At 68.8% G+C, this 24,187-nt stretch carries 31 protein-coding genes; 5 read left to right on the forward strand and 26 right to left on the reverse strand.

Annotated features, from left to right (window positions below):
* The first annotated feature begins 113 nt into the window (after window positions 1-113).
* Window positions 114-668: a hypothetical protein gene (locus tag O5O54_RS13035; protein ID WP_279482226.1), complete on the forward strand. Its 555-nt coding sequence runs from the start codon at window positions 114-116 to the stop codon at window positions 666-668.
* Between the two features lie 108 nt (window positions 669-776).
* Here the strand turns inward: O5O54_RS13035 and O5O54_RS13040 are convergent, their stop codons facing one another.
* The 7 genes from O5O54_RS13040 to O5O54_RS13070 all read right to left on the reverse strand — a co-directional run bounded on the left by O5O54_RS13040 (window position 777) and on the right by O5O54_RS13070 (window position 5,961).
* Entirely contained in the window at window positions 777-1,535 is a 759-nt protein-coding gene (locus O5O54_RS13040) for a hypothetical protein (protein ID WP_279482228.1), read from the reverse strand.
* Between the two features lie 63 nt (window positions 1,536-1,598).
* Window positions 1,599-1,805 carry a hypothetical protein gene (locus O5O54_RS13045; RefSeq protein WP_279482229.1) on the reverse strand — a complete coding sequence of 69 codons (207 nt, stop codon included), beginning with the start codon at window positions 1,803-1,805 and terminating at the stop codon, window positions 1,599-1,601.
* Between the two features lie 177 nt (window positions 1,806-1,982).
* On the reverse strand, window positions 1,983-3,116 hold the full coding sequence (locus O5O54_RS13050; protein ID WP_279482230.1) for an N-acetylmuramidase domain-containing protein: 1,134 nt from the start codon (window positions 3,114-3,116) through the stop codon (window positions 1,983-1,985).
* Window positions 3,113-3,370, reverse strand: a complete 258-nt coding sequence (locus tag O5O54_RS13055) for a hypothetical protein (RefSeq protein WP_279482232.1) — start codon at window positions 3,368-3,370, stop codon at window positions 3,113-3,115. The genes O5O54_RS13050 and O5O54_RS13055 overlap by 4 nt, the downstream gene beginning before the upstream one ends.
* Window positions 3,371-3,463: 93 nt before the next feature.
* The gene (locus O5O54_RS13060) at window positions 3,464-5,200 is read right to left on the reverse strand and encodes a hypothetical protein (RefSeq protein WP_279482234.1); all 1,737 of its coding nucleotides are present in this window, start codon (window positions 5,198-5,200) and stop codon (window positions 3,464-3,466) included.
* Window positions 5,200-5,454, reverse strand: a complete 255-nt coding sequence (locus O5O54_RS13065) for a hypothetical protein (RefSeq protein WP_279482235.1) — start codon at window positions 5,452-5,454, stop codon at window positions 5,200-5,202. Before O5O54_RS13065 ends, O5O54_RS13060 begins: the two co-directional genes overlap by 1 nt.
* 186 nt (window positions 5,455-5,640) lie before the next feature.
* Window positions 5,641-5,961: a hypothetical protein gene (locus O5O54_RS13070; protein ID WP_279482236.1), complete on the reverse strand. Its 321-nt coding sequence runs from the start codon at window positions 5,959-5,961 to the stop codon at window positions 5,641-5,643.
* A 382-nt stretch (window positions 5,962-6,343) separates the two neighbouring features.
* On the opposite strand from O5O54_RS13070, the gene O5O54_RS13075 reads away from it, so the two are divergent.
* The gene (locus O5O54_RS13075; protein ID WP_279482237.1) at window positions 6,344-6,706 is read left to right on the forward strand and encodes a hypothetical protein; all 363 of its coding nucleotides are present in this window, start codon (window positions 6,344-6,346) and stop codon (window positions 6,704-6,706) included.
* On the opposite strand, the gene O5O54_RS13080 is transcribed toward O5O54_RS13075, so the two are convergent.
* Complete coding sequence (locus O5O54_RS13080) at window positions 6,672-7,013, reverse strand: hypothetical protein (RefSeq protein ID WP_279482238.1); 342 nt, start codon at window positions 7,011-7,013, stop codon at window positions 6,672-6,674. The genes O5O54_RS13075 and O5O54_RS13080 overlap by 35 nt on opposite strands.
* Before the next feature lie 233 nt (window positions 7,014-7,246).
* On the opposite strand from O5O54_RS13080, the gene O5O54_RS13085 reads away from it, so the two are divergent.
* Window positions 7,247-9,601 carry an EAL domain-containing protein gene (locus O5O54_RS13085; RefSeq protein ID WP_279482240.1) on the forward strand — a complete coding sequence of 785 codons (2,355 nt, stop codon included), beginning with the start codon at window positions 7,247-7,249 and terminating at the stop codon, window positions 9,599-9,601.
* A gap of 24 nt (window positions 9,602-9,625) precedes the next feature.
* Here O5O54_RS13085 and O5O54_RS13090 read toward each other — a convergent pair whose 3' ends face one another.
* The 16 genes from O5O54_RS13090 to O5O54_RS13165 form a co-directional block, all read right to left on the reverse strand.
* A complete protein-coding gene (locus tag O5O54_RS13090) occupies window positions 9,626-9,859 on the reverse strand; it encodes a hypothetical protein (RefSeq protein WP_279482241.1) in 234 nt (77 codons plus the stop codon).
* Window positions 9,856-11,655: a hypothetical protein gene (locus O5O54_RS13095; RefSeq protein ID WP_279482243.1), complete on the reverse strand. Its 1,800-nt coding sequence runs from the start codon at window positions 11,653-11,655 to the stop codon at window positions 9,856-9,858. Before O5O54_RS13095 ends, O5O54_RS13090 begins: the two co-directional genes overlap by 4 nt.
* A complete protein-coding gene (locus O5O54_RS13100; RefSeq protein WP_279482244.1) occupies window positions 11,652-12,179 on the reverse strand; it encodes a hypothetical protein in 528 nt (175 codons plus the stop codon). Before O5O54_RS13100 ends, O5O54_RS13095 begins: the two co-directional genes overlap by 4 nt.
* On the reverse strand, window positions 12,176-14,611 hold the full coding sequence (locus tag O5O54_RS13105) for a phage tail tape measure protein (protein WP_279482245.1): 2,436 nt from the start codon (window positions 14,609-14,611) through the stop codon (window positions 12,176-12,178). The genes O5O54_RS13100 and O5O54_RS13105 overlap by 4 nt, the downstream gene beginning before the upstream one ends.
* A complete protein-coding gene (locus tag O5O54_RS13110; RefSeq protein WP_279482246.1) occupies window positions 14,608-14,793 on the reverse strand; it encodes a hypothetical protein in 186 nt (61 codons plus the stop codon). The genes O5O54_RS13105 and O5O54_RS13110 overlap by 4 nt, the downstream gene beginning before the upstream one ends.
* A gap of 23 nt (window positions 14,794-14,816) precedes the next feature.
* Window positions 14,817-15,266, reverse strand: a complete 450-nt coding sequence (locus O5O54_RS13115; protein WP_279482247.1) for a hypothetical protein — start codon at window positions 15,264-15,266, stop codon at window positions 14,817-14,819.
* A 67-nt stretch (window positions 15,267-15,333) separates the two neighbouring features.
* Window positions 15,334-16,146 carry a hypothetical protein gene (locus O5O54_RS13120; protein WP_279482248.1) on the reverse strand — a complete coding sequence of 271 codons (813 nt, stop codon included), beginning with the start codon at window positions 16,144-16,146 and terminating at the stop codon, window positions 15,334-15,336.
* Window positions 16,147-16,158: 12 nt separating this feature from the next.
* Window positions 16,159-16,620, reverse strand: a complete 462-nt coding sequence (locus O5O54_RS13125; protein WP_279482250.1) for a hypothetical protein — start codon at window positions 16,618-16,620, stop codon at window positions 16,159-16,161.
* A gap of 71 nt (window positions 16,621-16,691) precedes the next feature.
* Window positions 16,692-17,042, reverse strand: coding sequence for a hypothetical protein (locus O5O54_RS13130; RefSeq protein WP_279482251.1), 351 nt, complete (start codon window positions 17,040-17,042; stop codon window positions 16,692-16,694).
* Window positions 17,042-17,272 (reverse strand): hypothetical protein, encoded by a 231-nt coding sequence (locus O5O54_RS13135; RefSeq protein ID WP_279482252.1) that lies wholly within the window; start codon window positions 17,270-17,272, stop codon window positions 17,042-17,044. Before O5O54_RS13135 ends, O5O54_RS13130 begins: the two co-directional genes overlap by 1 nt.
* The gene (locus O5O54_RS13140) at window positions 17,269-18,045 is read right to left on the reverse strand and encodes a hypothetical protein (protein ID WP_279482253.1); all 777 of its coding nucleotides are present in this window, start codon (window positions 18,043-18,045) and stop codon (window positions 17,269-17,271) included. The genes O5O54_RS13135 and O5O54_RS13140 overlap by 4 nt, the downstream gene beginning before the upstream one ends.
* Before the next feature lie 4 nt (window positions 18,046-18,049).
* Window positions 18,050-18,367, reverse strand: coding sequence for a hypothetical protein (locus O5O54_RS13145; RefSeq protein ID WP_279482254.1), 318 nt, complete (start codon window positions 18,365-18,367; stop codon window positions 18,050-18,052).
* A gap of 78 nt (window positions 18,368-18,445) precedes the next feature.
* A complete protein-coding gene (locus O5O54_RS13150; protein ID WP_279482256.1) occupies window positions 18,446-19,444 on the reverse strand; it encodes a major capsid protein in 999 nt (332 codons plus the stop codon).
* Window positions 19,445-19,482: 38 nt separating this feature from the next.
* The gene (locus O5O54_RS13155) at window positions 19,483-19,851 is read right to left on the reverse strand and encodes a head decoration protein (RefSeq protein WP_279482257.1); all 369 of its coding nucleotides are present in this window, start codon (window positions 19,849-19,851) and stop codon (window positions 19,483-19,485) included.
* Window positions 19,852-19,894: 43 nt separating this feature from the next.
* Window positions 19,895-21,025, reverse strand: coding sequence for a hypothetical protein (locus tag O5O54_RS13160; RefSeq protein ID WP_279482258.1), 1,131 nt, complete (start codon window positions 21,023-21,025; stop codon window positions 19,895-19,897).
* A gap of 121 nt (window positions 21,026-21,146) precedes the next feature.
* Window positions 21,147-21,617 (reverse strand): hypothetical protein, encoded by a 471-nt coding sequence (locus O5O54_RS13165; protein ID WP_279482259.1) that lies wholly within the window; start codon window positions 21,615-21,617, stop codon window positions 21,147-21,149.
* Window positions 21,618-21,784: 167 nt separating this feature from the next.
* Between O5O54_RS13165 and O5O54_RS13170 the strand changes: the two genes are divergently transcribed.
* Window positions 21,785-22,051 carry a hypothetical protein gene (locus O5O54_RS13170; RefSeq protein ID WP_279482260.1) on the forward strand — a complete coding sequence of 89 codons (267 nt, stop codon included), beginning with the start codon at window positions 21,785-21,787 and terminating at the stop codon, window positions 22,049-22,051.
* 29 nt (window positions 22,052-22,080) lie between these two features.
* Entirely contained in the window at window positions 22,081-22,968 is an 888-nt protein-coding gene (locus tag O5O54_RS13175) for a sensor domain-containing diguanylate cyclase (protein WP_279482330.1), read from the forward strand.
* 14 nt (window positions 22,969-22,982) lie between these two features.
* Here O5O54_RS13175 and O5O54_RS13180 read toward each other — a convergent pair whose 3' ends face one another.
* Together O5O54_RS13180 and O5O54_RS13185 are read right to left on the reverse strand one after the other, a co-directional pair.
* Window positions 22,983-23,468, reverse strand: coding sequence for a hypothetical protein (locus O5O54_RS13180; protein WP_279482261.1), 486 nt, complete (start codon window positions 23,466-23,468; stop codon window positions 22,983-22,985).
* Between the two features lie 153 nt (window positions 23,469-23,621).
* Window positions 23,622-24,143 carry a PRC-barrel domain-containing protein gene (locus O5O54_RS13185; protein ID WP_279482262.1) on the reverse strand — a complete coding sequence of 174 codons (522 nt, stop codon included), beginning with the start codon at window positions 24,141-24,143 and terminating at the stop codon, window positions 23,622-23,624.
* Window positions 24,144-24,187: the final 44 nt, after the last annotated feature.

The following is a 24,187-nucleotide window of genomic DNA, read 5'->3' on the forward strand; positions in this document are numbered from 1 at the left end:
CTCTAACCAACGCCGACCTTCCGTTCGAAAAGCGTCCCGTCATTCAAGCCCCTTTCCCGCAAGGGACGCAGCCCCCATTCCGGTGGCTGCGGAATGAACGGAAGGAGAATTAAATGGTCCACGACCCGACGTTCGAGGTGACCTCGGACGACCCGGCCGTCCGCGACGCCGTACGCACCCACTTTTACGCGGTGCAGACGGTGCACGCGGAGACGACCAACCCGATGGCCGCCTTCGTCGGAAACGACGAGGCACCGTCGCACGTGCTGTCCGTCGGCGGACACCTGCACTCCGTACGAGTGGGGTGGAGCAAGCAGGAATTCGAGAAGGTCCTCCGGGACGAGGTCTTGAACGTCCTGGGCGCTCCGGAGCTGGTGAACACGCCGGCGTTCGCCAGGATGGACGTGAAGGCGATCCGTTTGGCCGTTGTCCTCGCCACGCGCGAGGGAGACGAGCTGGACGCTCTGCCGCTGTTGACCCCGACGCTGGCGGCTGAAGTCCGTCGCCTCGCCGGATGTTACGTATGGAACCAGTGGGCACACGACTACGTGCAGACGGAACTGCGCAAGGGCCTCGCGGCGTCCATGACGGCGCTCGGTCCCGACCCGCAGCCGATGTCGCCCTGGGACATCGAAGAAGTGGCTCTCGCGACGCGTGCGTTCCGATAGCCACTGAAATCTAACTGAAGGAGGCCCCGGTGGAAATGCCGGGGTCTTCGTCGTCTCAGGCCCGCCATCCACACAGCGTGGTGCCGTGCCTACCTGCGCTGAAGGAGGCTAGAAGAACAGCCCGAGCAACTCGATGATCTTCTGCCGAGCCACCCCAGCGAGCGTTCCCATTCCCTCTTGCATGCCCTTCTCAGCCGCCTTCCCGGCGGCGCGGCCCAGCGCGTCCCCCGCCTTCTTCAGCATGCCCTTCTCGACGAGAGGGGCTTTCAATATGGCCAAGGTAGTCTCGAGGATGGCGATGAGCTGCGCCTTCTCGAGAGGCGTCAGGGCCTGCTCGTCGGGCGGCGCATTGGACCTTTCGACCTGCGCGACGATGCTGTCCAGCAGGGATGCGATCATCTCGATCTTCCGACGGATGTCGCTCCCCATCGGGACGGGCACCCACCGCTCGGCAGTCACCGCGAGGGAGAGCGCCTGTCCGTTGTCGGTAGGCGCATCCGCAGGGGGAGACCCGGCTTGGGCATCGTCCACTTCGATATCGTCCGCCTCGTCGACGGGATCCTGGCTGTCGGTAAGTTGGTCTTGGCTGCGGAGATAGCTTCGCACGCGTCCAGCGACGACACGCGCCGTCTGCCGCGACACCTGTCCTCGCATCTTCACGAACTTCGACAGGACGGCTGGCTCTAGCCCGAGCGGGTTGCCGTTGTATGCCGTCTGCTGCCAGTCGTTCAACTCGATGACCGCAGCGCAGATCTCTGGGATGTCTTCGACGTCGATCGTCTGCCCGTCGAGATCGTCAAGTTCCGCGATGCCCCGCTCGATGACGTCGAGAAGGCGGTGGACGTCGTCGAGAGGGAGGTCGGACATGCGGTAGGCCAGCCGATGGAGGGGTGGCCACAATGCACCGTCGGACGTCTTGGTGCGAGACTGCTACGCCCGCCATCCACACCGCGCGGCGCCGTGCCTGTTATGCTCGACGACCTGCCTGACGAGGTCGTCCGACGCGCTCTCGACCTCCGCCGCCGACGGCCGGATCGCCCGCCAGCCGTCGCAGCCAGACGGGTTACCCGTCGTCGCGCACCCAGCCAGCGAACTCATCGCGGCGAGCGCGAGCACCGAGAGCGTCAACTTCGTCATCGGTTCGGTTCCGGCTTCGGAGGTCATCGAGGGAGTCTCGCGTCTGCCGAGACTCCTCGGCGGCACGCCCGGCGCCATACACGCGGGCAACAATGCCGAGCGCGACGAGGGCTCCGGCCCCGGCGGCCGTGAGCCAGCGGCCGGCGCGGGTGGTGGTGAGCCAGGCGAGGGCGGCGGTCACGCGGCGACGCCTTCATAGGTCCGGCGGGACTTCAGCCACTCGTAGCCGGCATAAGCGAGGGCGGCGACACCGACCAGCCCGGCCACGGCGACAAGACCGGAGGCCAACACCTCGGCGGCGTTCGCCAGCGACGGGATCCCGGCGACCTTCCCGGCGAGGCCGCCCACCTGCGCGGCGGCGGCTTCGAGCTGCTCCTTGGCCTGCCCGAGCGTGACGGCGGCCGCCGTGGCGGTCGCGACCTTGCCGACGTTCGGCAGCTCGGCGACGGGCGTGGAGGTGAGGTTCTCGCGCTCGCCCTGAAGGTGCTTCTCAAGGTGGCTCCAGGTCTCCGGCCCGACGACACCGTCGGCCTTCGCCTTGTGCGCCTTTTGGTAGGCAACCACTGCGCGCTTGACGTTCGGGCCGAAGTCGCCGTCCACCTTGAGCCGGGCGCCGGTCCTGTTGAGGAGTCGCTGGAGTTCGCGGACGCGGGCGCCCGACGAACCCATGCGCAGCATCCCGGCCGACACCTCCGGGGTGTCGGCGCCGTACTTCTCGGCGGCGGCCGCGAGCTTGGTGTCGTACTTGTTCTGGCGGTATGCCGGGCCGTTGTAGCCGCGCGCGAAGGCGGTCCAGTCGCCGCGCTGGAGTTCGTCGACCAAGCCGAAGGCGGCGCAGTAGTCGAAGATCAGCTCGAGCTGCCCTTCGAGGCCCGCCGTCGCCTTCGCGAGGATGTCCTGCGGGGACTTGAGGCCGAACACGCGCCAGTGCGACCCCAGCACCTGCCCGACGCCCCACGAGCATGCGGCCGTCGCGGCGTCCTCGTCGATCTCGCAGGCGCGCCGCCAGAGATCGTACCGGGCCTGCTGCGACTTCGGATTCTTGATGCCGCCCTTGGCCTCGGTCTTCGACGAGGCGAGGCCCTGTCGGACGGCGCGGTCTCGCTGGTCCCCGGACAGGAAGCGATAGAAAAGGTGGCCCTCGAAACGGCAGAGCGGCCAGAGGAGCTTCCGGCCGAAGCGGTCGGTCACCTCCGTGAAGGCCTTCCCGCCGGACTCGACGTCGACCACCGCGCGGACGTGCGCGACGGGGACGGAGTGCCGCTCGGCGAGGCGGTCGACGATGGCCGCGAGGCTGGACGGCGCGCTCACGAGATCACCAGCCTTGCGCGCAGCCCGATGGCCTCGGCGATCGCGTGCAACCTGTTGATCCCAAAATTGTGGTCGTCCCGCATGATCGACGCAATGTCTGCCGCGCGGATCGACGTGTGCCGCCGGGCGATGTCGGCCGTCGCGATCTTCTCGCGCTGGATCTTCTCCCTGATCGCGGCGGCCAGCACCTCGCGGTCCCGGAGCGCTTGCCTCGGCGTGTACTTGTCCGGGATGGTGGGCGTCGTCTTGGACATGGGCGGTGGCGGCTCGGCGTGCGGGGATCGTTCGAGGATTCAGGCGGTTGCGCCGTGCAACTTTCCAGTACGCCGGGCGCTCGCGGCGAGGAGTCACGCTGCGAGCGAGACTCCTTCTTGGCCACGGGCCTCGGCCCACGCCCGGCCGTCGGGATGCATGCACAGGAGCGCGCGCTTGCCGGACGGGTAGATGACGACGTGCCCGTTCGCCCACGCGCCGGGTCCGCGATCGTTGTAGCCCTGCGACAGCGAGGCGGAGACGCCCGCCACGTAGACGCCCTCGACGATCTTGGGTGAGTGAGTGTGGGCGGACACCACCTTGTCGCCGAGGCGCCGAAACTGGTTCGGCGACCCCCGGCTGCCGGAGATGCCGATGTCTCCGTGAAGCCCGCACTCCACGCCGGCTATCCGGAGGCCGCGCCCGTAGCCCACGAAGTCGACGACGTTGTCGTACCCGCCGACGGCGCCCATCGCGTGCCGGATCGGGTTGAAGGTGTCGTCCCGTCGCCGAATTGCGCGCAGCCAAGCGGCGTTCAGCTCGGCGTGGTAGTAGGCGTTTTCCTCGTCCTCGGCGGCCTTCAGATCGCGCAACCAGCGTGTGAGGGCATCGTCGTGATTGCTCTCCACCTGATGCGTCTGGCACCACGGGCGCGAGGTGGCAACGAGGAAGGCGGCCGCCGCGTGGACTTCCTCCTCCACGTTCGTCGTCCCGGCGGCGAGCATGCGCGCCCTGCTGTGGACCGAACCCCGGTCGTGGTGGTTCCGGCGACGGAAGTCGAGGACGTCGTGCCGGACCTGGTGCGCTGGCCGCAGGAGGTCGATGAGGCAGTCGCTCGTCACCTGACGGTTGGTGCGGACGTCGATGCCCCACGTCGCCAGCGCGATGTTGGGGTCCATGGCCGCTTGATGGTCGTCCCCGCAGACGAGGGCGGCGACCGCGTGGCCGTAGGTGACCACCCCGCTGTCCACGCGGGCGGTCAGGTCTTGGAAGCTGCCGTCGTCCTCGGCCGCGAGTTCGCGGATGAAGACCTCGCCATCGACGTCGATCTCGATGAGGAGCGCGCCGTAGGTGTGATGAAAGAGCGCCCGGCGACCGGATGCCCGAGGCGTGTAACTCGGCAGCGTGCAGCACCCGGTCGACTGGACGTAGCGCGGCGGGCGGCCGGGCATCCGGGGGATCGTTTCCAAGGCCCTGCGCGCGTGCGGGATAACGACGTGACCGCCGCCGTTGACGGTGTGCCAGCCCGCGAGCGGGTTGGCCGTCGTCGGCAGGATGTTCGCGTCGCCGACGATCAGGAGGTCCGGCCCGAGCTGGACGCGGCCGAACTCTAGGTAAGGCTGGAGTTCGGCGGCATAGACGCCCGTCGCGACCGCGTGGTCCTCGAACAAACCCAACTGGTAAGTGAAACCCCCGACTGCGAGCTGCGCGTCGAGGTGGGCGGCGTAGGCGGTGAGGTTGCGCCAGAAGCCCTCGTGGACGGGTGTGTCGTCCTGGGCGGCGGTCAGGATCAGGCGGCTGACCACGCCGCGCGGTACGTCGACCGAGCGCGTGGCGACCTTGCTGATGCGGATGGGCTTCCGCTTCCCCTCGGCCGCCGGCTCCGCCTTCGGAGCCTCCGGCACGACCTCCGGCGCCGTCTTACCCCGCCGCGCCTGCCGCAGCTCGTTGTCCGACGGCAACCCCCGGATCGCCCGAACGGCTTCGGACGCCCGGCCGTACGACCACCCCAGCGCGGCCGCGATCTGCCTGAGCGGGGTGCCCGCCGCGTGGAGCGGCTGGGCGGCTGCCTGATCCTCGAGGGATCCTCTGATGAATGAGGCGGCGGGCATCAGGAGATCACCCCGGCGGCGCGCAGGTGCTGGCGGAGGCTCTCGGTGACGCGGGCGCGCTTGACGCGGGCGTCGTCCCGGCGGCGGCGTCCGGCGACCGCGTCGCTGTCGAGGCCCTTGATGGCCCGTGCCGCCTCGGACACCCGTCCGTACGGCCAGCCGAGGAGGCGCATGCACTCCCGATACGTGTGTCCGGCGACGAGGAGCGGCGACAGCTCCCTCTGATCCCCGACCGATCCCAGCTCTCTTCTCATCGCGCGTTCTCCCCGCTCGCCCCCGCGCCACTGCTTAAAGTGGTCGCAGTTCAAGCGTTGTCGCCGGCGGAGACCGCGTAAAGGCAAATCGCAACAGCGACTTAGAGGGAAATCACGCCAAACGAGGGGACGCGATATGAGGTGGTCGGCGTCGGTCAACGGAGTTTGTCGATCGCGTGTGCGTGATCAGGTGCGCGGCGGGCCGCTGCGGTCGCTCCGGGACTGCGACAGCTCGACGATGCGATCGAGACGGTCGCCGAGCCTGTTCATCGATGCCGAGATCTCGTCGCGCATGCTGCGGAGCGCGTCGGCCTGCACGTACTTGCTTGCGACCTCCAACCTGAAGGCGCCCAGCTCGCGCTCGATGACGTCCGACTTCGCCTTCGCGGCGGCGGCGGACTCGGCGGTGCGCGAGTAGTTCATCGCGGTGCGAGCGACGTAGGCCACGACGCCGAGCATCGCGAGCAGCGTGCCCCAGGGCAGGAACTTCAGGATTTCGGCTTCCACGGCGCGGGTCGCTTTCAGGGGATCGAGGAGCGCCGGGGCGCGTTGACTCCGAGAGGGCGCGATGTCGCCGCAACATTCGAGGTTTCCGATGCCAAAATCCGTTGCCGCACTCCGGCGGGAGGACCAGCTCGGGGAGCTGCTGGGCTGCGCGTACGACGCCCGCGCGTTGGCGGACCGCCTGCACCACACGACTGGCGACCCGGCGCTCGCGAGCGCGGTGCGGCGGCTGGATGAGGCGGCGGCGGATCTGGAGAGGGTGACTCTGCGGCCTAGGCTGCGGCTGGTTCGGGATTGACGGGCGCCGTAGCTTCTTCTCAGATCTTCGGCGGGAGTCGGGGGGATGGAAATGGCACGCTTGAACTGGAGTCGACCGCGCCGAGACATGAGCAGCCTGTCGCCCGCAAGCACTGACCCGACGGCGGTGTTCCGCGCCCACCCCAAGCCCGAGAAGCGCTGGGGCAGCGCGAAGCTCCTGCCGGAGAAGCCGAGGCCGGAGATCGCGCTCGCCCCCATGGACAAGATGTTCGTGCAGCAATGCGCGAAGGCCGAACGCCGAGGTGAGTTCGACCCGATGGTCCTCCCCGGCAATTCGCCGAAGAAGGTGAGGGCCAAGGTTGCCGAGGCAGGTGGTCCGCTGGCGTGGATCCTTGAAAGCGAACTACGCGAGAGGCTGTTCGTCGAACTCGTCGGGAAAGGGCCGTTGCGTCGGTCTACCGCTTCAACCCCGGCGGCCACTTCCCGCTGACGTAGCTGTACACAGTCATGTCGACGCCTTTGAACGTCACGATGACCATGTTCGACAGCGCGTAAAGCTTTTTGCCGCCCATCCGAACCAGCGTCGTCTCCCCGCCGAAGTCGAGCACCTCGACGCGGACGTCGTCCTCGTACTCCAGTTCGATGCAACCCGGCCCGGCGTCGTAGCCGACGTTGGCCTTCGTTGTGCAGAGGACCGCGCCGCCCTTGATGGTGCCGGGCAGGTTCACGGGCTTCGCGGCGGCCGGAGCGGCGGCGAGGACGAGAGCGGCGACGGCCGCCAAGGCGAACTTCAGCATGGGAGGCTCCTTCCCGGGAGAGGAGAGCACGCCGAGGTTAAAGTGTCGTGGGCTCGGATGCCGTCGGCTTCGCATTCGGGCAGACGAGGCGGCGGATTTGGAGAGGGCGATCCTACGGCCGTGTCTGCGGCCGTAGGATCGCCTCGGCAAGGTTGACGAGTCCCGAATGCTGCCGTTCGAGTCCGGGGTCCCGTTTTAACCGGGCTCTCATCGCCTCGGCATAAAATGTGGGCATGACCGCTACGCTTCTTCAGCTCGCCTCTAGCCACTCCGTTGGCTTCGTCCTCACGTCGCTCGTCATCTGCCTCGTCGCCGGATGGCTGCTCGGCAAGCTGATGGGTCGCGTTGCCGATGCGAAGCCCGCGCGCAGGCCGCAATGGCTCGCAGGGACCGCGATCGTAGCCGGGCTCGGGGTCTGGACCACCCACTTCATCGCCATGCTCGGCTACCGTCCGGACATGATGTTGTCGTACGACGGGTTGACCACGACCGTGTCGGCTGTCGTCGCTGTCCTGGCGGTTGGTGTTCCGTTAGCCGTCACGCCTCTCTTGGCTTCCTGGCGGTGGCGTGCCGTTCTGGGAGCCGTCGCCGGCCTCGGTGTCGGCGCGATGCACTACTCGGGCATGATGGCCCTCGAAGGGTGCCTCCAGACCCATTCGCCCGTTGCGGCGGGGCTGGCTGCCCTCATCGGTTCCTTCTTACTCGCGCTGGCCTCCGGGCTGCCCTCGCGGATTGCCACTCCCCGGGTGGTCTGCGGCCTGTTCACGCTCGCGGTCTGCGGCGCCCACTTCACAGGGATTGCCGGGACGAACCTCGAGACGATCGCCGGGCAGGGAATCCTCGCCCACGAGAACGTCACGCTCAGCGTCATCACCGCCGTCGGCGCCGCCGTCCTCTTCCTCGGCGCCTTCCTGACGATTCTGACGGCGCAGCGCTTCGAGGCGCAGGAACGGGCGCACTCGGCCGTCCTCTCGACGGCGCTCCACAACATGTCGAACGGCCTGGCCTTCATCGACGCCGAGCAACGCCTCGGCCTCTTCAACAGGCGGTTCCTCGAGATCTGCAAGCTGCCGACGGACGGACTGCGTGCCGGCATGAGCCGCCTCGAGTTCATCGACGCGCTCGACGGAGCCAATGGCTGGGACGCCGAACGACGCGCCAAGATCGAGAAGCTCATCGCCCACTGGTCCACGATGGTCGAGGAGGAGGCGGTCGAACACGTCACGGCAGACGGCCGGACGATCGAAGTGACGTGCCGCCACGTCGAGGCCGGCGGCGTCGTCCTGACGTTCGACGACGTGACGAAGGATCGCGCGGCGCAGAGCCGGATCGCCGAACTCGCCTTTCTTGACCCGCTGACCAAGCTCGCCAACCGCCGTGCGTTCAACGCCCGGATGGAACGCGACTTCCACCCCAAGCAGCGCTTCAAGCTTCTCCTTATCGACCTCGACCGCTTCAAGCCCGTGAACGACACCTACGGCCATGGCGTCGGCGATCTGCTCTTGGTGCAGGTCGCCGAACGGCTGGCCGCCATCGCCGGAACCGACGGAGCCGCCGCGCGCCTCGGGGGCGACGAGTTCGCCGTGCTCGCCTACGGCGATCTCTATCAGGCGACCGATGTCGCAGAGCGTATCTTAGAAGCTATGAGTCGCCCATTCGAGATCGGGGACATCAAGGTCAGCATCGGATGCAGCATCGGCATGTGCTGCACGGACGACGCCAAGGATCCGGCCGAGCTCATGCAGCTTTCGGACATCGCTCTGTACGAAGCCAAGCGCGGCGGGCGTGCACGAGCAAGCTGCTACACTCGTGGTATGTTCGAAGCGGTTTCCGAGCGCGTCCAGCTCGAGACCGACATGCGGACAGCGATCGAGCGGGGCGAGATACATCTTGCCTACCAGCCCGTCCTCGCGCTCGCCGACGACCGCGTCATCGGCTACGAGGCCCTCATCCGGTGGGACCATCCGCAACTCGGGTCCGTCTCGCCCGCCCGGTTCATCCCGCTGGCGGAGGAGACCGGGCAGATCGTCGAGATCGGAGCGTGGGTGCTGCGTGAAGCGTGCCGACAGGCCGCGGAGCTTGCCGATGACGCCTACGTCGCGGTGAACGTCTCGCCCGTCCAGTTCCGCTCCCCACTGCTGCTATCCCACTTGACGCAGGCACTCAGCTCGAGCGGGCTGCCCGCCCGCCGCCTCGAGATCGAATTGACGGAAACGGCGATCGTCGAGGACGGGCCAAAGATCGCTGAGATGCTCGGGGCGATCCGGCGCCTCGGGGTGTCGGTTGCCATGGACGACTTCGGGACGGGGTACTCCTCGCTCTCGCACCTTCGCGACTTCCCGCTCGACCGCATCAAGGTGGATCGCTCGTTCGTCGCGACGGCGGAGACGGACCGCCACTCGATGGCGGTGCTGGAGGGCATCACCCACATCGCCAAGAAGCTCGACATCGCGATCCTGGCCGAGGGCGTCGAGACGACGTCGCAGTTGGAGTTGCTCCGTGACATCGGATGCGACGCGATCCAGGGGTATCTGGTGGGGCGGCCCGAGCGGATGTCGCAGGACGACAACTTACGCCTGTCTGCCTGACCAGCGGAAGGGCTGGGTCGAACGTCACGTCCCCGCCGAGTTTGCAGGCTCGGCCGCCTCCGCGTCCGGCACCGTCACCGACACAAACGCCGCGCTGACATCGATCTTGGTGCCCGGTGCGCTTCCGATGACCGTGAAATCCTGCGAGGACTCACCCCGGCCCGCGCGGATGTCCGCTGCGCGAAGGACGCGGACGCTCGTAGGCCGGGTCGCCTTCTTCAACGCGCGGACGAGCTGGCGGGTAGACGACGAACTCATGCTTCGGACTCCAAGTCGATCTGGCGGGGCAGCGCGAGCGGTCGGCACGTCACCCGCAGTCTCCGGGACAGCAGGTCCTCCTGCCGGAGCAAATCGTAGCCCACCACAAGCTGCGTCGCCCGCGTCGACAACGCCGCCTCCGGATCGTCGGCGACGAACATGGCCGCCAACTGCCCGGCCGCCTGATTGCTCCACTCGAACACGCGCGGCGTCGCGATCCGCAACGCCATCGCGTTGACGGGCGTCGACGCCGACTTGCCCGACACCTTATAGACGAGGTCGCCCGTCTGCTCGTCGAACTCCTCGTCCGGAGGCAGCGCGGCTTTCCCGTCGCCCGGCACGCAGCCGACGGTGAACGAGGCGACCCGGTTGCCGTCCCCGTCGGCGGACAGCTCAAGGTCCATGACCTTCCCCACGAGCGCGGCGCCGGAGATGTACCTTCCGGCAACCCGGATCTCGTCGTCGACGGTGATCTCGCGCGCCAGCTCCCAAGGGATCTCGCCCGAGAACCGGACGCACTGCGCCTGAAGGAGCGCTTCCCGCTCGAGCATGTGGAGCGCGACGTTGACGGTCCTCGCACCTCGGTCGGTGTCGACGTAGCTGGACCGCCGCGCGTCGAGGGGGACGTCCTTCTCGGCGCGCTCCCACAGCACCACGCCCGCCGTCGTCTTGGCGCGGAAGGTCGTCCCTTCGACGGTGTGCGGACGGACGCAGGACCACGCCTTGCCGTTCGCGAGCGCCCGGTCGCCCACGTCGTACTTGCGGGACTCCAGCGTCTCCTCATCTTCCCACGCCCATTCCGGCGTCGTCTCGTCGGTCGTTAGCCCCGAAATCTGCACGGTCTCCACGGTCTCCCGGCGGTCGTCCCCCACGACGGGCTGGAGGCCGAGCGGCAGGAAAAGTTCAACGACCTCCTCGCGCTGCTGCGAGTAGTCGTGCTGCGCATGCAGGAGGCACCGTAGCGTATGCGGCCGGACGGTCAGGCTGGCTCCTTCGACCCCGGTGCCGGGCGCCTCGACGTTGGTGGCGCCGCCCGGGCCGAGGTCCTCGACCGTCGCCTCGGCCCAGCTCCACCCGGTGTCGCTGCCGATGGAGTCGCCGGGCTTCGGGAAGGAGGCGATGAAGTCCGGCCACGTATACGTGGAGACGACGAAGGGGCCGCCTTGAACGGGGGACGATTGCTTGTCCTGCGACGACTGGGTGAAATCGAAAACAAGCCTCCGGCGCAGCATAGGCACCGGGCTCTCTGTCAGGCTCATCGACAGGCTGTCGTCAAACACCTCGCTGCCGATGTCGAACGTCCGCGTGCCCCGGATCAAATTGGTCGTCCGAAGCTCGAGCGTCCGCCTGTCCCAGTACCAGTCGACCGGGCGCGCGCTAATGGCCGTCGACGGATCCTCGGAGGCGTCGCGCCCGTGAAAGAGCGGGTCGTAACGGTCGTCGTCCGTGCGCAGCGTGTCGGCGTACGCGCGCTGCACTTCGTCGTCGGACGGAGGCAGACAGAGGAACTGGCAGACGATGTGGTCCGTCCCGAACTCGCTGGGCACGCCGTTGATCCTGCCGCGCGCGAGCTGAACGGCGACGGCATCGTCCGGCCCGCGCTCGGAGAAGACGGCGTAGCGGTCCTGCCGCGCGAGCAAGCCGCCCACGCCGGGGTTGTCGATCTCCACCTCGACGACCGATGCCTGCCCGGCCGTGTCGCGGATCTTCAGGCCATAGACCTCGAAGTCCTCGATCGCGTGCCGCGCGGGATCGAAAGGCTCGTCCCAGCGGGATAGCCAAGCCATGAAGTTCATCCGCCCACCTCCGCGAGCGAGATGCTCCAGCTCGTCGACGCCGCGCCGCCCGTCTCGGCCTCGTCCTGTGTCCACGCCTCCGTCACCATGAGCGTCAGCACCGGGCGGTAGTGCAGGCGCACCAGCCCGTCAGCGGGCTTCGCCAACGTGACGACGCGGCCAACGACGCTGAGAGGCACCGGGAGACCTTGGCTGTCGCGCGTCCGGACGGAGCCGGGGTGCGGGTCGCGGACCAGCGTCACCGTCGTGCCGCCGTTCCCGACGTAGTCGCCGAGTTCCGAGACGGGGACGATGGTGACGATGGTGCCCGCCCAGAGGCGGCTGAGGGCCGGGGGTTGGACGTCGTCGGAGCTGATCTCGAGTTCGTACAGATTGAACTCCGGCCTTCCGGTGTGCCGGAGGCGGCCGTTGATCGTGCGGCGCCGCTGCCCGTTCTCGATGGGGCGCAGGCTCTCACGCACCGCGAGGCCGGAGCCTTCGCCGAGGCCGAGCGCGGGGAACAGGATGGACGAAGGCGTGCTCACCGAAGGCCTCCTGCGGTGCGGGCTTCGGCGAGCGCGCGGTTGAGGTCGTCGACGGCGCTGCGAGTGCCCTGGAAGGCAGCCGTCCGGCTCCCGACGTTGAAGTTCACGTTCACGGTGTCGGTCGAGCCGCCGCCGCGCTTGAGTTCCCAAATCCTGTCCATGTCGAGCGTGCGGCCGTCCGACATAAGTGCGTCGCCCGTGCGGACCGGGATCTCGGGCGCCTTGGGCTTGGCGGCTAGCGCGGCGAGGTGGCGGTCGTGGAGAGCGTTGTTACTGTTCCGCAGGTTGGTCAGCGCGTCGTTGAACTCCGCGTCGTCGCGGGCCTGCATGCCGCTGTACTCGTAGAACTTCTGGCCCGCCCATTTGCCGACCTGCGCACCCGCCCACGCGGCGCCCGCAAGCAGCGCGATCTGGGGGATCATGCGTGCGAGGTTGGTCATGGAGCCGACGATGCCCGTCAAGAAACCCTGAATCCCTGCGCCGAGGGTACCTGCCATGCCCATGGCGAACAGGCGCCCGAACCCGGTGATGAGCAGGCCGATGGTCGTCACCATCACGTTGAGGATACCAGAGATCCGGAGAAGGCCGAGGAACAGGGCGAACTGCAACGGGTCCATGCCCAGCAGCGCGCGCACCGGGGTGGTCGCCCAGATGACCCAGTCGAGCACGCCCCGGAATTTCTCCCAAGCGCCTTTCATAGCCTCCCAGAAGCGAAGAGCCGCCGTCCGGAGGAGCACCAGCTCGGCCTTGAACTTCGCGATCGTCGGCGACTCGACCTGCGCGCTGTCCCCGTCGCGAAGGACCTCCCAGACGTCGGCGAACGCCTGCCGGATCGGGCGCAGGAACTCGGCGACGCGGGCCTGGAAGGCGGCGATCTTCGCCTCGATCAGCGCCATCGCCTGCTCGGCGGAGAGCTGCGAGAACGCGAGCAGCGCGGCCACGCTGTCGATGACCGCCTGCTTCAGGACTTCCACGACCGCGAGGACGACGGCCTTCGCGGCGTCGAACTGGGGCGGGAGAGCCGCGATGTAGGCGGGCAGCTTGCTGACGATGCCCACGATCGCCATCACGCCGTCGCGCATTACGATGATCCAACCGTGCTGGACAACGTGGTCCAGCCCGAGAAACGCCGCCCAGACTTGGGTGAGGATCGACAAGAAGCCGACCCACCCGCGAGCGAGGGCACCCACGAGGCCGCCCCCGCCGGAGCCCACGAGCGTCGTCAGCACGGCGATCGTCGCGTGGATCGCGCGCATCACCTCGTACACCCAAGAGCGTTCGATGCTGATGTAGTCGCCCGCAAGGTAGCGGCCGACGTCGGCGAACACCCCGAGCAGCGTGTGCATCGACCGGACGACGTAGCCGGACATCATGGGAATGATCCGCAACACGCCGACTGCGCCGCGCATGGACTTCATCACGCGGTCCCAGCCGCCAGCGAAGTGCTTGGCGAAGACCTCCCGGTTCTTCGAGATCCACTCGGCCAGCGCCTTCGTGGTCTGCGTGAAGCCGGGCATCAAGTGACGCGAGACCGCCAGCGCGAGGCCGCGGAAGCTGAGCACGAGGTCGTTGATGGCGGACTTGAACTCTCCGACCATCTTGACGTCGGCATCGGTCGCAATGGCGCCGAATCCCTTCGCCCGTTCGGACGCGGCCGCGATGCTGGCGGCGCCGCCTCCATCCATGAACTTCTGCATCTGGGCGCCGTCGTCACCGAAGACATCGGCGAACGCCTTGGTCCGGTCCTTCGCCGAGAGCCGCTTCGTGGCGAGGTCGAGGTCCTTTAGGACGTCGACGGTGTCGCGCACCTTTCCGGATGCGTCCGTCGCCTCGACGCCCATCTTTTCGAAGAGGGCCGCACTCTCGCCTCCCGCCGCCGCGTCGCGCAGCTTGTCCCGGAGGGAGGTGACCGCCGCCTCTGCCTTCCCGGCCTCGAACCCGAATGTGGTCGCCGCACCGGACAGGCCAGTCGCGTTCTCGCGGCTCGCGCCCGTCTCGGTCTCGGCGACCTGCTGGTTGTTGACGGTGTTGACGGCAATCGCCGCCGAGCCGCCTCCGACGAGGGCGCCCGCGCCAAGCCCGGCGACGCCCGCGACGGCGACGCCCGCCGCCGTGCCCGCGACGGCAATCGCGGCGAGGATGGCTAGGAATTTCGCTCCCGTCACGGCCATGCGGACGCCCGCGCGGGTCGCCGCTCGCGTCACGCGGTCGAGGGCGCCGGATACCTTCTTCAGGGCGGCGGCCGTCGCGCGGATCATCAACTGCGTCGCGGGACCGAAGGCATGCCTCAGGGCACGGCCAGCCGCGCGGGCGGCGTTCGCGACGGCGCCCGCCGCCTGCTTGACCTTCCGCGCGAACGCAACCAAGCCCGCCGCAGCCTGGGTGAGGCCCGTGAGCTGGAGGAGCGCGCTGATGGTTGAGGAGATGCTCACGGCGTGATGGCCTTCCAGGCTGCCTTGTCGCCGTTGGTGCCAACGGCGGCGGCGACGGCCGCGAGATACAGGTCCGCCCGGTCGTCATCCGCCCGGCGGCGGGCTTCCCAAGCGAGTTGCTTGGGCGACAGAGAGCCGGGGTCCGGCATGCCCGCCGCCCGAAGCCGCGAGGCGACGGACACGAGGACCGTTAGCGTGTCGTCGGCTAGGCGGCCTTGCGGATACGCTTGCCGGCGGGCGCCGCTGCCGGGGCTTCGGCCATCCCGGCGACGCCCGCCAGCTTGGTCAGCCGAGCGAAAAAAGGCTCGATGCCCTCCGGTGCCGTCAGTTGGATCGTCGCGTGGACGAGCGGGATGAGGACGTCGTCCGGCAGGCGCGCGATGACCGCCTCATAGTCCGCCGACGGCTTGCCCGCCGCCGCCGCCACGAGGGCGGCGACCGCCTCGGGGCCGCTGTCGAGGAGGACGTCGAGGATGGAGGCCTCATCGGCCTCGCCTCCGATGAGCGCCGCCTTGAGCGCCGGAAAGCGCCGCAGGATCCGCAGGCACTCCACGAGCGTGACGGGGCGCAGCGGCACGGTCAGGGCGCCGGCCGTGACGGGCTGGAAGCCGGACGAGGCTACGGCCTCGAGCTGGGCGAGAAGGTCGTCTGTCAAGGTATCCCCTCCAGGATGGTGATGATGTCGGGCCGGGCGGTTCGCTCCGCCCGGCGGTGGGCGGCGGTCAGGTCTTGGGAATGACGACCACGCGGCCGTATTCCTGCCCGGCGGGCTTGCCGTTCACGGCGTAGACGGAGCCGTTCAAGCCGAAGTTCGAGAACTCGTCGCCGCCCACGAAGGCGAAGCCCTCGGACGGGCGCAGCTCGACATCCCAGAACTCGGCCAGCCAGTTGAATGGGCCTTCCGCGCCGAGTTCGCGCCACGTGAGCTTGCACCGGAGCCCCTGCGTCGAAAGGATGCCGAATGCCTGCCGGGCCGCCGACTCCGGAATGGCCGCCGCCGAGAAGGTGATGGCGATGTTGGTGGTGACCGCGCCGTCGGGGATGCGGATGACCTCGAGGCGACCGGAGGCGACGTCGAAGGTGTAGTGGACGTTCAGCTCGTACGCCTTCGGCGTCCCGGACGCGCCGTCCGTCACCGACGCGACCGTCGCGTCGAAGGCTTCGAGGTCGAAGATGTCGCCGACACGCGGGTCCTCGAACTCGAGGGTCGTGGACTCGATGGCGGTCTGGACCAGGTTGCTTTCGGCGGATGCCATAAAGAGCGCCGCCAGCGTGTAGCGGTTCATGGTCGCGAGCGTCATCGACAGGGTCAGGCTGTCGGCGAAGACGGTCTTCTTCCGGAGCCGCGAGCGCGGGAACGACTTCGACCTGAACTCGGACTCGGTCAGCTCGGTCTCCGAGGAGAACTCCACGACCTCGGAGAACACGAACTCCCGGTCCGAGCCGAGCGGCTTGATGGTGAGCTGCCCACGCGGGCAGAACAGACCTTCAATCGGGGGCGGCGTGAAGACAGCGGAACCAGAGCTGACGGCCATGCGGGAAGTCCTTTAGCGGTGGGTGTCGGGCCGCCCCTCGGTCGACGTGACCGCGAGGGCGTACGAAAGGGTGAGGACGCCGTAGACGGCATCGCCGCCCCCAGCACCGAAGCCGGGGGACGTGGTCGTCAGCCGCCATTCGGCGACGGTGAAGGGCAGGAAGTCCGGCCCCGCGAGCGCGGCCTCGACCTCGACCGACGCGTCGTCGAGCGCCGCCTCGAGGTCGTCCGTCGTGCCGACGTCGACGACCAGCTCGACCTCGACGACGATGTTCCGGCGAACCCGACGCGGGCGGTTGCCGACATGATCCGACGGCGCGGTCTCGGAGACGACGACCACCGCCATGGGCAAGTCGTGCGCCTGGAAGTCCCGCAGCTTGCGCGACCCGGCATGCACGCGGCCGCCGACCGACGGCACGGCCGCCTTCAAGCGGTCGATGACGGCGGTGCGGACGAGGGTGCGAAGGTGAGGCAAGGGCGGCCGGGGTCGGGTGTCTGGTCTCCGGATGGTGACCTTGCCCCGGCGCAACTTTCGACATCGCGCGGCTACTTCGCGTAGAGGGGCACCGAGATCATGACGCCGCCGTCCGGCTCGCAGTCGCTCACGCCGTACGAAACCCCGCCGACGATGATGAAGTCCCGGTTGTCGAATACCGACTTGAGAGGCCGCCCCGGCGCGAGCCGCTGGGCGTCCGCGACCGCGACAGACAGCGTCGGGCGGGCGTCGGCGATCTGCGCGCCGCTGAGGTCGACCGGGGCGTACTCCGCGTTGAAGAGCGCGGGGATGCTGACGGGCGTCGGGTCGTCGTGGCGGATCCAGAGGACGGGCGGGGCCGCCCGGTCTCGGAAGGCGGCCAGGAAGATGCGGGCCATCGGCTGGAGGACGGTGGCGGGCATCAGGTGGTGGCCTGCGGGGCGGGGGCTTCGCCCGGCACCTCGGGCTGGGGCGGCTGGGGTGGCGGCGAGTAGGTGCCGTCGGCGGCTCGGGTCCACCCGATCCAGGCGTCTGCCGCCTTGCCCGTGCGGCGGGTGACGAGCGTCTCGTCGTCGGACGGCGCGCGGCCGACGACGGCGTTGGTGACGAGGCCGCTCTCGCGGTCGACGACGAGGTACACGGTACCGCTCACTGGACTGTCTCCCAGACGTAGTAGCGTAGGCGGACCTCGCCTCGGCCGCCCGTACCGGGCATGCCGTACGACGACGCTCCGCCGCCGCCCCCGGGCGCGCCGCCGTTACCCGCCGCATAGCTGTCGAGTCCGGCGCCGCCACCGGAACCGTATTCCCAGTGATCGCGGGCATCGAGACCGGACTGACCGTTGACCCCGCCATTGAGCGAGTGCCGCGGGCGGTAGGAGTTGGACGCGCCTCCAAAGGTCTGCTCGATGGGGTTGTAGTAGGTGCCGCCGCCCGCCCCGGGGCCGCGAGGGCCGTATGCCAACCCCGCGCTGTAGCTCTGTCCGACAGGTTGCTCAGACCCTGGCATCGCCTGGCCGGGGCCGCCAGATACAAGCCCGCCCGCCGCCTGGACGAAGTTCCCGAATCTTGTCCAGCCGCCGTTGGCCCCGGGGACCCCTCCAGCACCGATGCTGACGGGCTCCGTGACCCCGAAGTCGTCGGCGGAGAAGGTGTCGACGGCAATGGTGCCGGGCGTCGCGCCAGCGCCGCCGTACTGCCGGAGCTTCTGGCCGCCGCCGCCCGCGCCGACGCACTCGACCTCGATCTCGAGCGCGGTCGACGGGATGCCCACGAGATAGGGGGCGGCTAGGGCCGTCGCCTTGTCCCACGTGCCCGACGACAGGATGCGTTCGGCTCCGAGGAAGCGGCGGCGCATGAAGCCGCCGCCGGGCGCCGGGCCGGAGCCGCCCCCGTCGCCACCCGGCGGATAGCTGGGATTCATCATCGCGTCAGGCCTCCAGCAGCCGGACCGTCGCCGACCCGGAGACCGCGCGGAACGACAGCTCGGCGTTGCGGGAGACGGCGTGCGTGGCGGTGCCCTTGGCGTAGAGCAGCAGGCTGCCCGCGTTCGCCGGGCCGCCCACGCCGTAGTAGACGTCGGCCGAGGTGGTGAGCTGCACGAGGGTCGTCTCCGTGCCGACGGCATGCGACGTCGCCGCGCCCGACGCGACGTCGAACACGGTGACTGGGCCGCCGAGCGGCATCGCGGGGACAGGGGAGAAGTTCGGGCCGGCGAGAGCCAGCTTTGCGCGGGGCGACGCGGCCATCGGTCAGGCTCCGGATGTCGGAAGATCAGGTGGGGCGGCGCTGGAGGAGGGCGCGCCGCCCCGGGCGATCCGCAGCCGTTAGCTGCGGATGTGGACGATCGACTCGATGCGGGTGCAGTAGTGGATCGAGTTCGACTCGGCGCAGAGGTCGACACCGCGCCCGAAGGGCTTCGGCTCAGCCGACATGTACAGCGGGAGGCCGATGGTGTTCGCCGCCTCTACGGTGTCCGCCGGCGCGTAGCGGACCTGAAGCAGGCCGTCGAGGTCCGGCACCAGGATGGACTCATCGGGGGCGATGAACCGGATCTCGCCGTTCGGCGTGACGATGTAGCCGCGGTGGTAGCTGATCACCTCGACGTTCGACGCCAGCATGAAGCCCGCCTCACGCAGGTCCTCGCGGAGCGCAGCGCCGTCGTTCCAGCGGTCGTACGACGCCTTGACCGACGCGTGGCCGATGCAGGCCAGGTGGAAGTCCGAACCCTGGATCCACTTCCAGCGGCGCGGACGGAGGTTGCCCAACGCGCGCTCGCCCTTCTGGACGGCCTTGATGACCTCCGACCTGACATCGGTGTTCGGGTTCGTGAGGTCGATGACGTGGGTCGTCTTCGGCTTCTTGAAGAAGTCGTACCAGTCGGCCAGCACCGTGCCGTCGGCGTCGAGGAGCAGCCCGTTCAGCGCGCCGGCGCGCTGGTACTCGTGGGTCGTCTCCATGTCGCGACGCATGGCGATCTGCTTGTCCTCGATCGCCCCGGCGACCGTCTCCATCTCGCTGTCGGAGCCGAAGGCGCGGACGCTCTGGACCTCGGTCGCGAGGACCGAGTCGTAGAGCGGGTAGTGCGGGACCGGAATGGCCTTCGCCCGGCGGGTGTCGCGCCTGGTCGACTGAGGGGCGGCGCCGCGCGGCTGCGACTGGACGAGTCCGATGACGCCGTCGCGCTCCTCGATCGTGGCCGTCAGGGTCGTGATGCCCTGGGCGTGCCACTTGAACCAGCGGCCGAGATCCTCGGGGGCGTTCGGCAGCTTGTTGATCGAGTTCGTCAGCGTGGTGAAGGTGAAGAGATCGGAATGGTTGAGCACGGCGTGCGTCTCCTGAAGGATGTGGGGGAGGACCGCGCTCAGCGGACCTTGATGCCGACGGCCGCGAGGGCGGCGACGGCGGAGGCGGCGGCCGCCGGGACGGTCGGGAGCGTCAGCTCGTGGCGCTTGACCTCGGCATCGGACTCGATGACGGCCGCCTCGACGCCCGTCAGCGGCGCGGCGTCCGTCGCGTCCACGTGGCGGCAGAGGACGAAAGCCGTCTCGGCGCCGACGTACGGGATCGCGAACCCGGTCGGGTCGCCAGCGACTTCCTCGGCCTCGAGCACGGTGCCCGCCTGGTAGTCGGCGCCTGCCTTGAGGACGACCTTGCCGCGCGAGCGGAAGCCGTTGGCCTCCGCGAGGAGGAAGGCTTCGTCCGGGTTGTAGGGAGTGAGCCAGTCGGCCATGTGATGATATCTCCGGGGGAAAGGGGTTCAGCGCGACTGGCGGTCAGCGCTTGTTGAGGGCGGCGTAGAGCGCGCGGGTGTCGAGGATCTCGGTCGCCGCCTGCTTCGGGGCGGGCTTGACCTCCGGCGCGGGCGTCGAGGCGCCACGCTTGAGGACCTCGGCGCGGACGGCCGTGCGGATCTCCGCGCTGCGGGTGCCGAGAGCCGCGAGGTCGTCGGCGAGCTTCAGGACGTCGGCGCCCCAGGACTGGGCGACCGACCGGATCGCGGCGAACTGCGAGCGCTCCGCCTTCTCGTCGGCCGTCTCGGCATCCTTGGCCTTATCGGCGGCTTCCTTGTCGGCCTTCGCCTTCGCGGCCTTCGCCTTCTCCTCGTCGGTCTCGTCCTCGTCGGTCTTCTCGACCTTCGGCTCGGCGGCGCCGAGCGCGCGGAGGCGGACGGCGGCGGCGCGCGCGGAGATGGCGGCGTCGGTCCCGGCGGGGATGTCGGCGGGAAGGGCGGCGACGGCCTCGTCGGCGGCGGTCTGGGCGGCTTCGGCCGCAGCGAGAAGGGCTTCGAGGTCCACGGTGTCTTCCTGCTTGGGAGTTGTCGCCGGGTCTGCGAGCATGCGCACGGTCGGCGGGGAATGGGCGGGCTTCGCCCCGGAACGGACGCTCGCGTTCGGGTCGGCACCGATGGGCACGAGGCTGGCTTCGAGCAGCGTCCAGCGCGTCGCGCGCGCCAGCGGAACGTCGCCCGTGCGGGCAACCAGCTCGTATTCATGCACCACGTACCCGGCGCTCAGGTTCGGGTGGAAACCCTCGGCCATCTCGGCGACGATCTCAGCCCGGCTCGGCTTCACGCGCGCCGAGATGACGATGCAGTCGCCCAGCCCGGCGACGGTCTCCGCGCGGATCTCGTCGACCTGCCCGAGGTGATGCTCGATGCCCCACGAGCAGTGGCTGTCGAGGAGCGGCATCCCCCGCGCGCGGGAGAGGTCCACGCCGGAGGTCAGCAGGACCTCGTCGACCTCGATGTAGTCGTCGCCCGTCGGGGCCGGGATCCAAGTCCTGACCGGATGCTCGCTGGTGAGGATCGCCTGGAAGGTCCGGGCCTCCACGACGACGCTCGACGGCCCGCGCGAGAGGGCGCGGGTCGACATCAGGGCGGCGGTCGGGGTGGCGGGCTGCGGCACGAAAAAGGCCTCACGAAGGGATCGTGAGGCCAGTCAGCCGCCGCCCGGCGCAACTTTCGACGGCGACCCCGAGGCCGCCGTCATATTTTTTCGGAGGGCGTGCGCGGGGCCGCCCGGCGCCTCAGAAGCCGAAAGCGTACATCGCTCTGCGGTGGTCAACGTTTAGACGGCTCCGGTGCCCCTCGACCACTTCGAAGGCCACCTGCGCGTAGCCGGGGTGCTTTTGGCGCACGGCCGCAGGGAGCCGGGTAACCGCCTCGCCGACGCGCTGCCAGCGCTTGCCCAGCAGGCGGCGAGCGTGAACGTCTTCGACAATGGCGAAGAGGACGTCGCGCAGCTCCTGCGGCCACTCCGCCGCCTCGGTGTCGGCGGCGGCGAGGGTTACCCCGTGGTGAGCGAGCCTCGCCTTGCAGGCTTCCTGTCCGTCCTCGTTGCCGGGGATGTGGAAGTGGACGTCGCGGCTCTTCTCGACGCCGCCCGAGAACGCGGCCATCTCCGCCGCGATGGACTCCATGTGCGCGTCGTACTCGTCGTCCGCGAGGAAGAGTCCGAGGTCGAAGGTGGCCGTCGTGGTCGTGGATGTCGTGAGCATGGTGCGTCTCCCCTGTCGCTTCTCAAGCGTCAGGCGCCGGCGGGCAGGGACCTAATCACAAGCGTGCGATCGCTAGCTACCGAAACGACGGGCATGGGCGTGTCCTTGCTTTAAGTGGAACACGGGAATCTAGTGTCGCTCCATCGGGATGCGGCGTGAGGGGCTCGATGACCGTCGAACGACTGATAGGCATCATCGTCGACTACGAGGAGCGAGACGGCCGCGCCAAGCGCTCCAAGATCAAAGAGGTCTACGGAGCCGGGTTCGAAGGCGCCATCCGCGATGCCGGGGAGCGGGGGCTCGCGGATGACCTGCCGGACGGTACGGTCGGACTGACATCAGAGGGGCGTAAACTCAGCAAAGAGAATCCATCAGGAAGCGTTAACGATTTAGCGCCTAAACTGATGGACGGACACGGAGACAATTCGCGTTGAAACCCTCTCTCGATCCAGACGCATTGGCCGTGCCCTTGTTCGTCGTCGACGTCGAGGATGGCGCGCGTTTCCGGTTTGCCCACATGAACGAGGCGGCGGAGCGGGAGTTCGGACTCTCGTCCTCGCGCATCATCGGGCAGCTCTTCGGCGATTGCCTCAGCGGCCGAGTGGCCGACCTCTTGACCGCGCGCTACGAGGCATGCGTCAGGTCGGGCGTGGCATGCGAGTTCGAGGACTACGCGGACCTGATCGACGGCCGGAGGTGGTTTCGCACAACCCTTTCTCCGGAGCATGACCCGGTCACAGGGCAGGTCGTGCGCATCGTCGCGGTGTCCCAGAACATCACAGGGATCAAGCGGCGGCATGCCGAGCTGACGGCCTTCGCGCACCAAGACCCTCTCACCGGATTGGCGAACCGACGTCTCTTCGACGTCATCTCGCAGGATGCGGCCGCCGAGGCCGTGTACACCAACGCCGGGTTCGCACTCCTCGTCGCGGACCTGGACGACCTGAAAGGCATCAACGACGCCCACGGCCACCGCGTCGGCGACGAGGCGATCCGGTGCGTCGCCGACGCGCTTGCGTCCTGCTGCCGAGCGGGGGAAACCGTGGCCCGCGTGGGGGGCGACGAGTTCCACCTCCTGCTCCGCGAGACGACGTCGACGGGGCTGTCGGCGCGCGTCGAGGCGATCGTCGCGGCCGTCTCCGCCGGCGCGGGTTCCATCGACCACCCGGACACGATCAGCGTCAGCGTCGGCGGAGCAATCTGGCGCCCCGGCACCGAACTGGACGCCGCCTTGGTCGATGCCGACGTCGAGATGTACCGGGCCAAGAAGGCGCGGAAGTCGTCGCCTGGCCCAACCCGAGGGACAAACTCGGGCCGTCACGATTTTGATGGGCGCCGTCGCCGCGTCTAGCCCGATCTGTTTTATCAACCATCGCCGCAAGCCTTCGCGGCCGCCGCCTGTGCCTCACGATTCGCCTTCACGATGGCGACCCGCTCCGGCGTGCCGCCGAGCGAGGTGACGACAAGGCGGCTGCCCGCCTCCAGCGACATCCGTACGATCGCGGCGCACGGCGCGCCGCCGCCGGCGGACACCCACTCGATCTTGCCGCCGAACGGCGCGCCCGTCGCCCCAATGCCGAGCGGCTCCATCTCTCCGCCCGCGCCGTCGCGGACCTCATCGCGCTTGCCCTTGGCCGCCGGGCCGAAGGTCGCTGCCGCCCGCCCGTCGGCGTAGTAGAGGACGGCCGCCAGCCCGTCCGGACCCCGGCAGAAGTGCGCAAACTCGTCCTCGCGGATGTCGACGCTGCGACAGGAGGCGACGTCGGTGTAGGTGGACTTCATCGACGCGGCCGAGGCCGGCATGGAGGAAGCGAGGGTGGCGAGGGCGAGGAGGACGACGGCTGCGCGCATTGAGACTCCGAGCAAAGGTTTGTCAGACCTTGCCCCGGGACGTCGTAAGGCGGTGTTTCCGCAATCCATCAAGTTGCCGGCTTCTCTCCCTCAAACGAAAACGGGCGGCACCCAATCGGATGCCGCCCGTCCAACGCGTCCCATCGGGGAACGTCAGTCGCGGTTCTCGTAGGAGAACGTCGGAGCGTTGGTCAGCTCCTCCTTGTTCGTGTTCACCATGGCGCGCAGCGTGCCGTTCTGGTCAGCCAGCACGATGCTGGAGGGGTCGAGAAGCACGTAGCGGTCGCCGATGCCGAGGAAGCCGCCGACGCTGACGACGACGCCGCTGATCGTCTTGCCGTCCTTGATCACGAGGTCCTCGATCTCGCCGATGTCCTCGTTCTGGTTGTTGTAGACGTCGAGGTCCTCGAGGCGCGACGCCATGATGTCGGCTTCCGAGATCGTGACGTACTTCAGGGCGACGGTGGCCGAGGTGCCCATCATCATGCCGCCGGACATCTCGCCCGTGGTGGCTCCGGGTGCCGGGGCAGCCGTCGCCATCGGGGCGGCGGGCGTCGTGGTCGCGGCAGGAGCGGCAGGCGTCGTGGTGGTCGCCGGGGCCGCCGGGGTGGCCGTCTGCGCCATCGCGGACGAGGCGGCGAGGATTGCTGCGGCGGCGGTCAGGGCAAATTTCATCGTGAGTTCCAAAGGTTGGCCGGATCGCTTGTGGCCCGGCTTCC

This window comes from Aureimonas sp. SK2, from assembly GCF_029813115.1.
Lineage (GTDB): Bacteria > Pseudomonadota > Alphaproteobacteria > Rhizobiales > Rhizobiaceae > Aureimonas.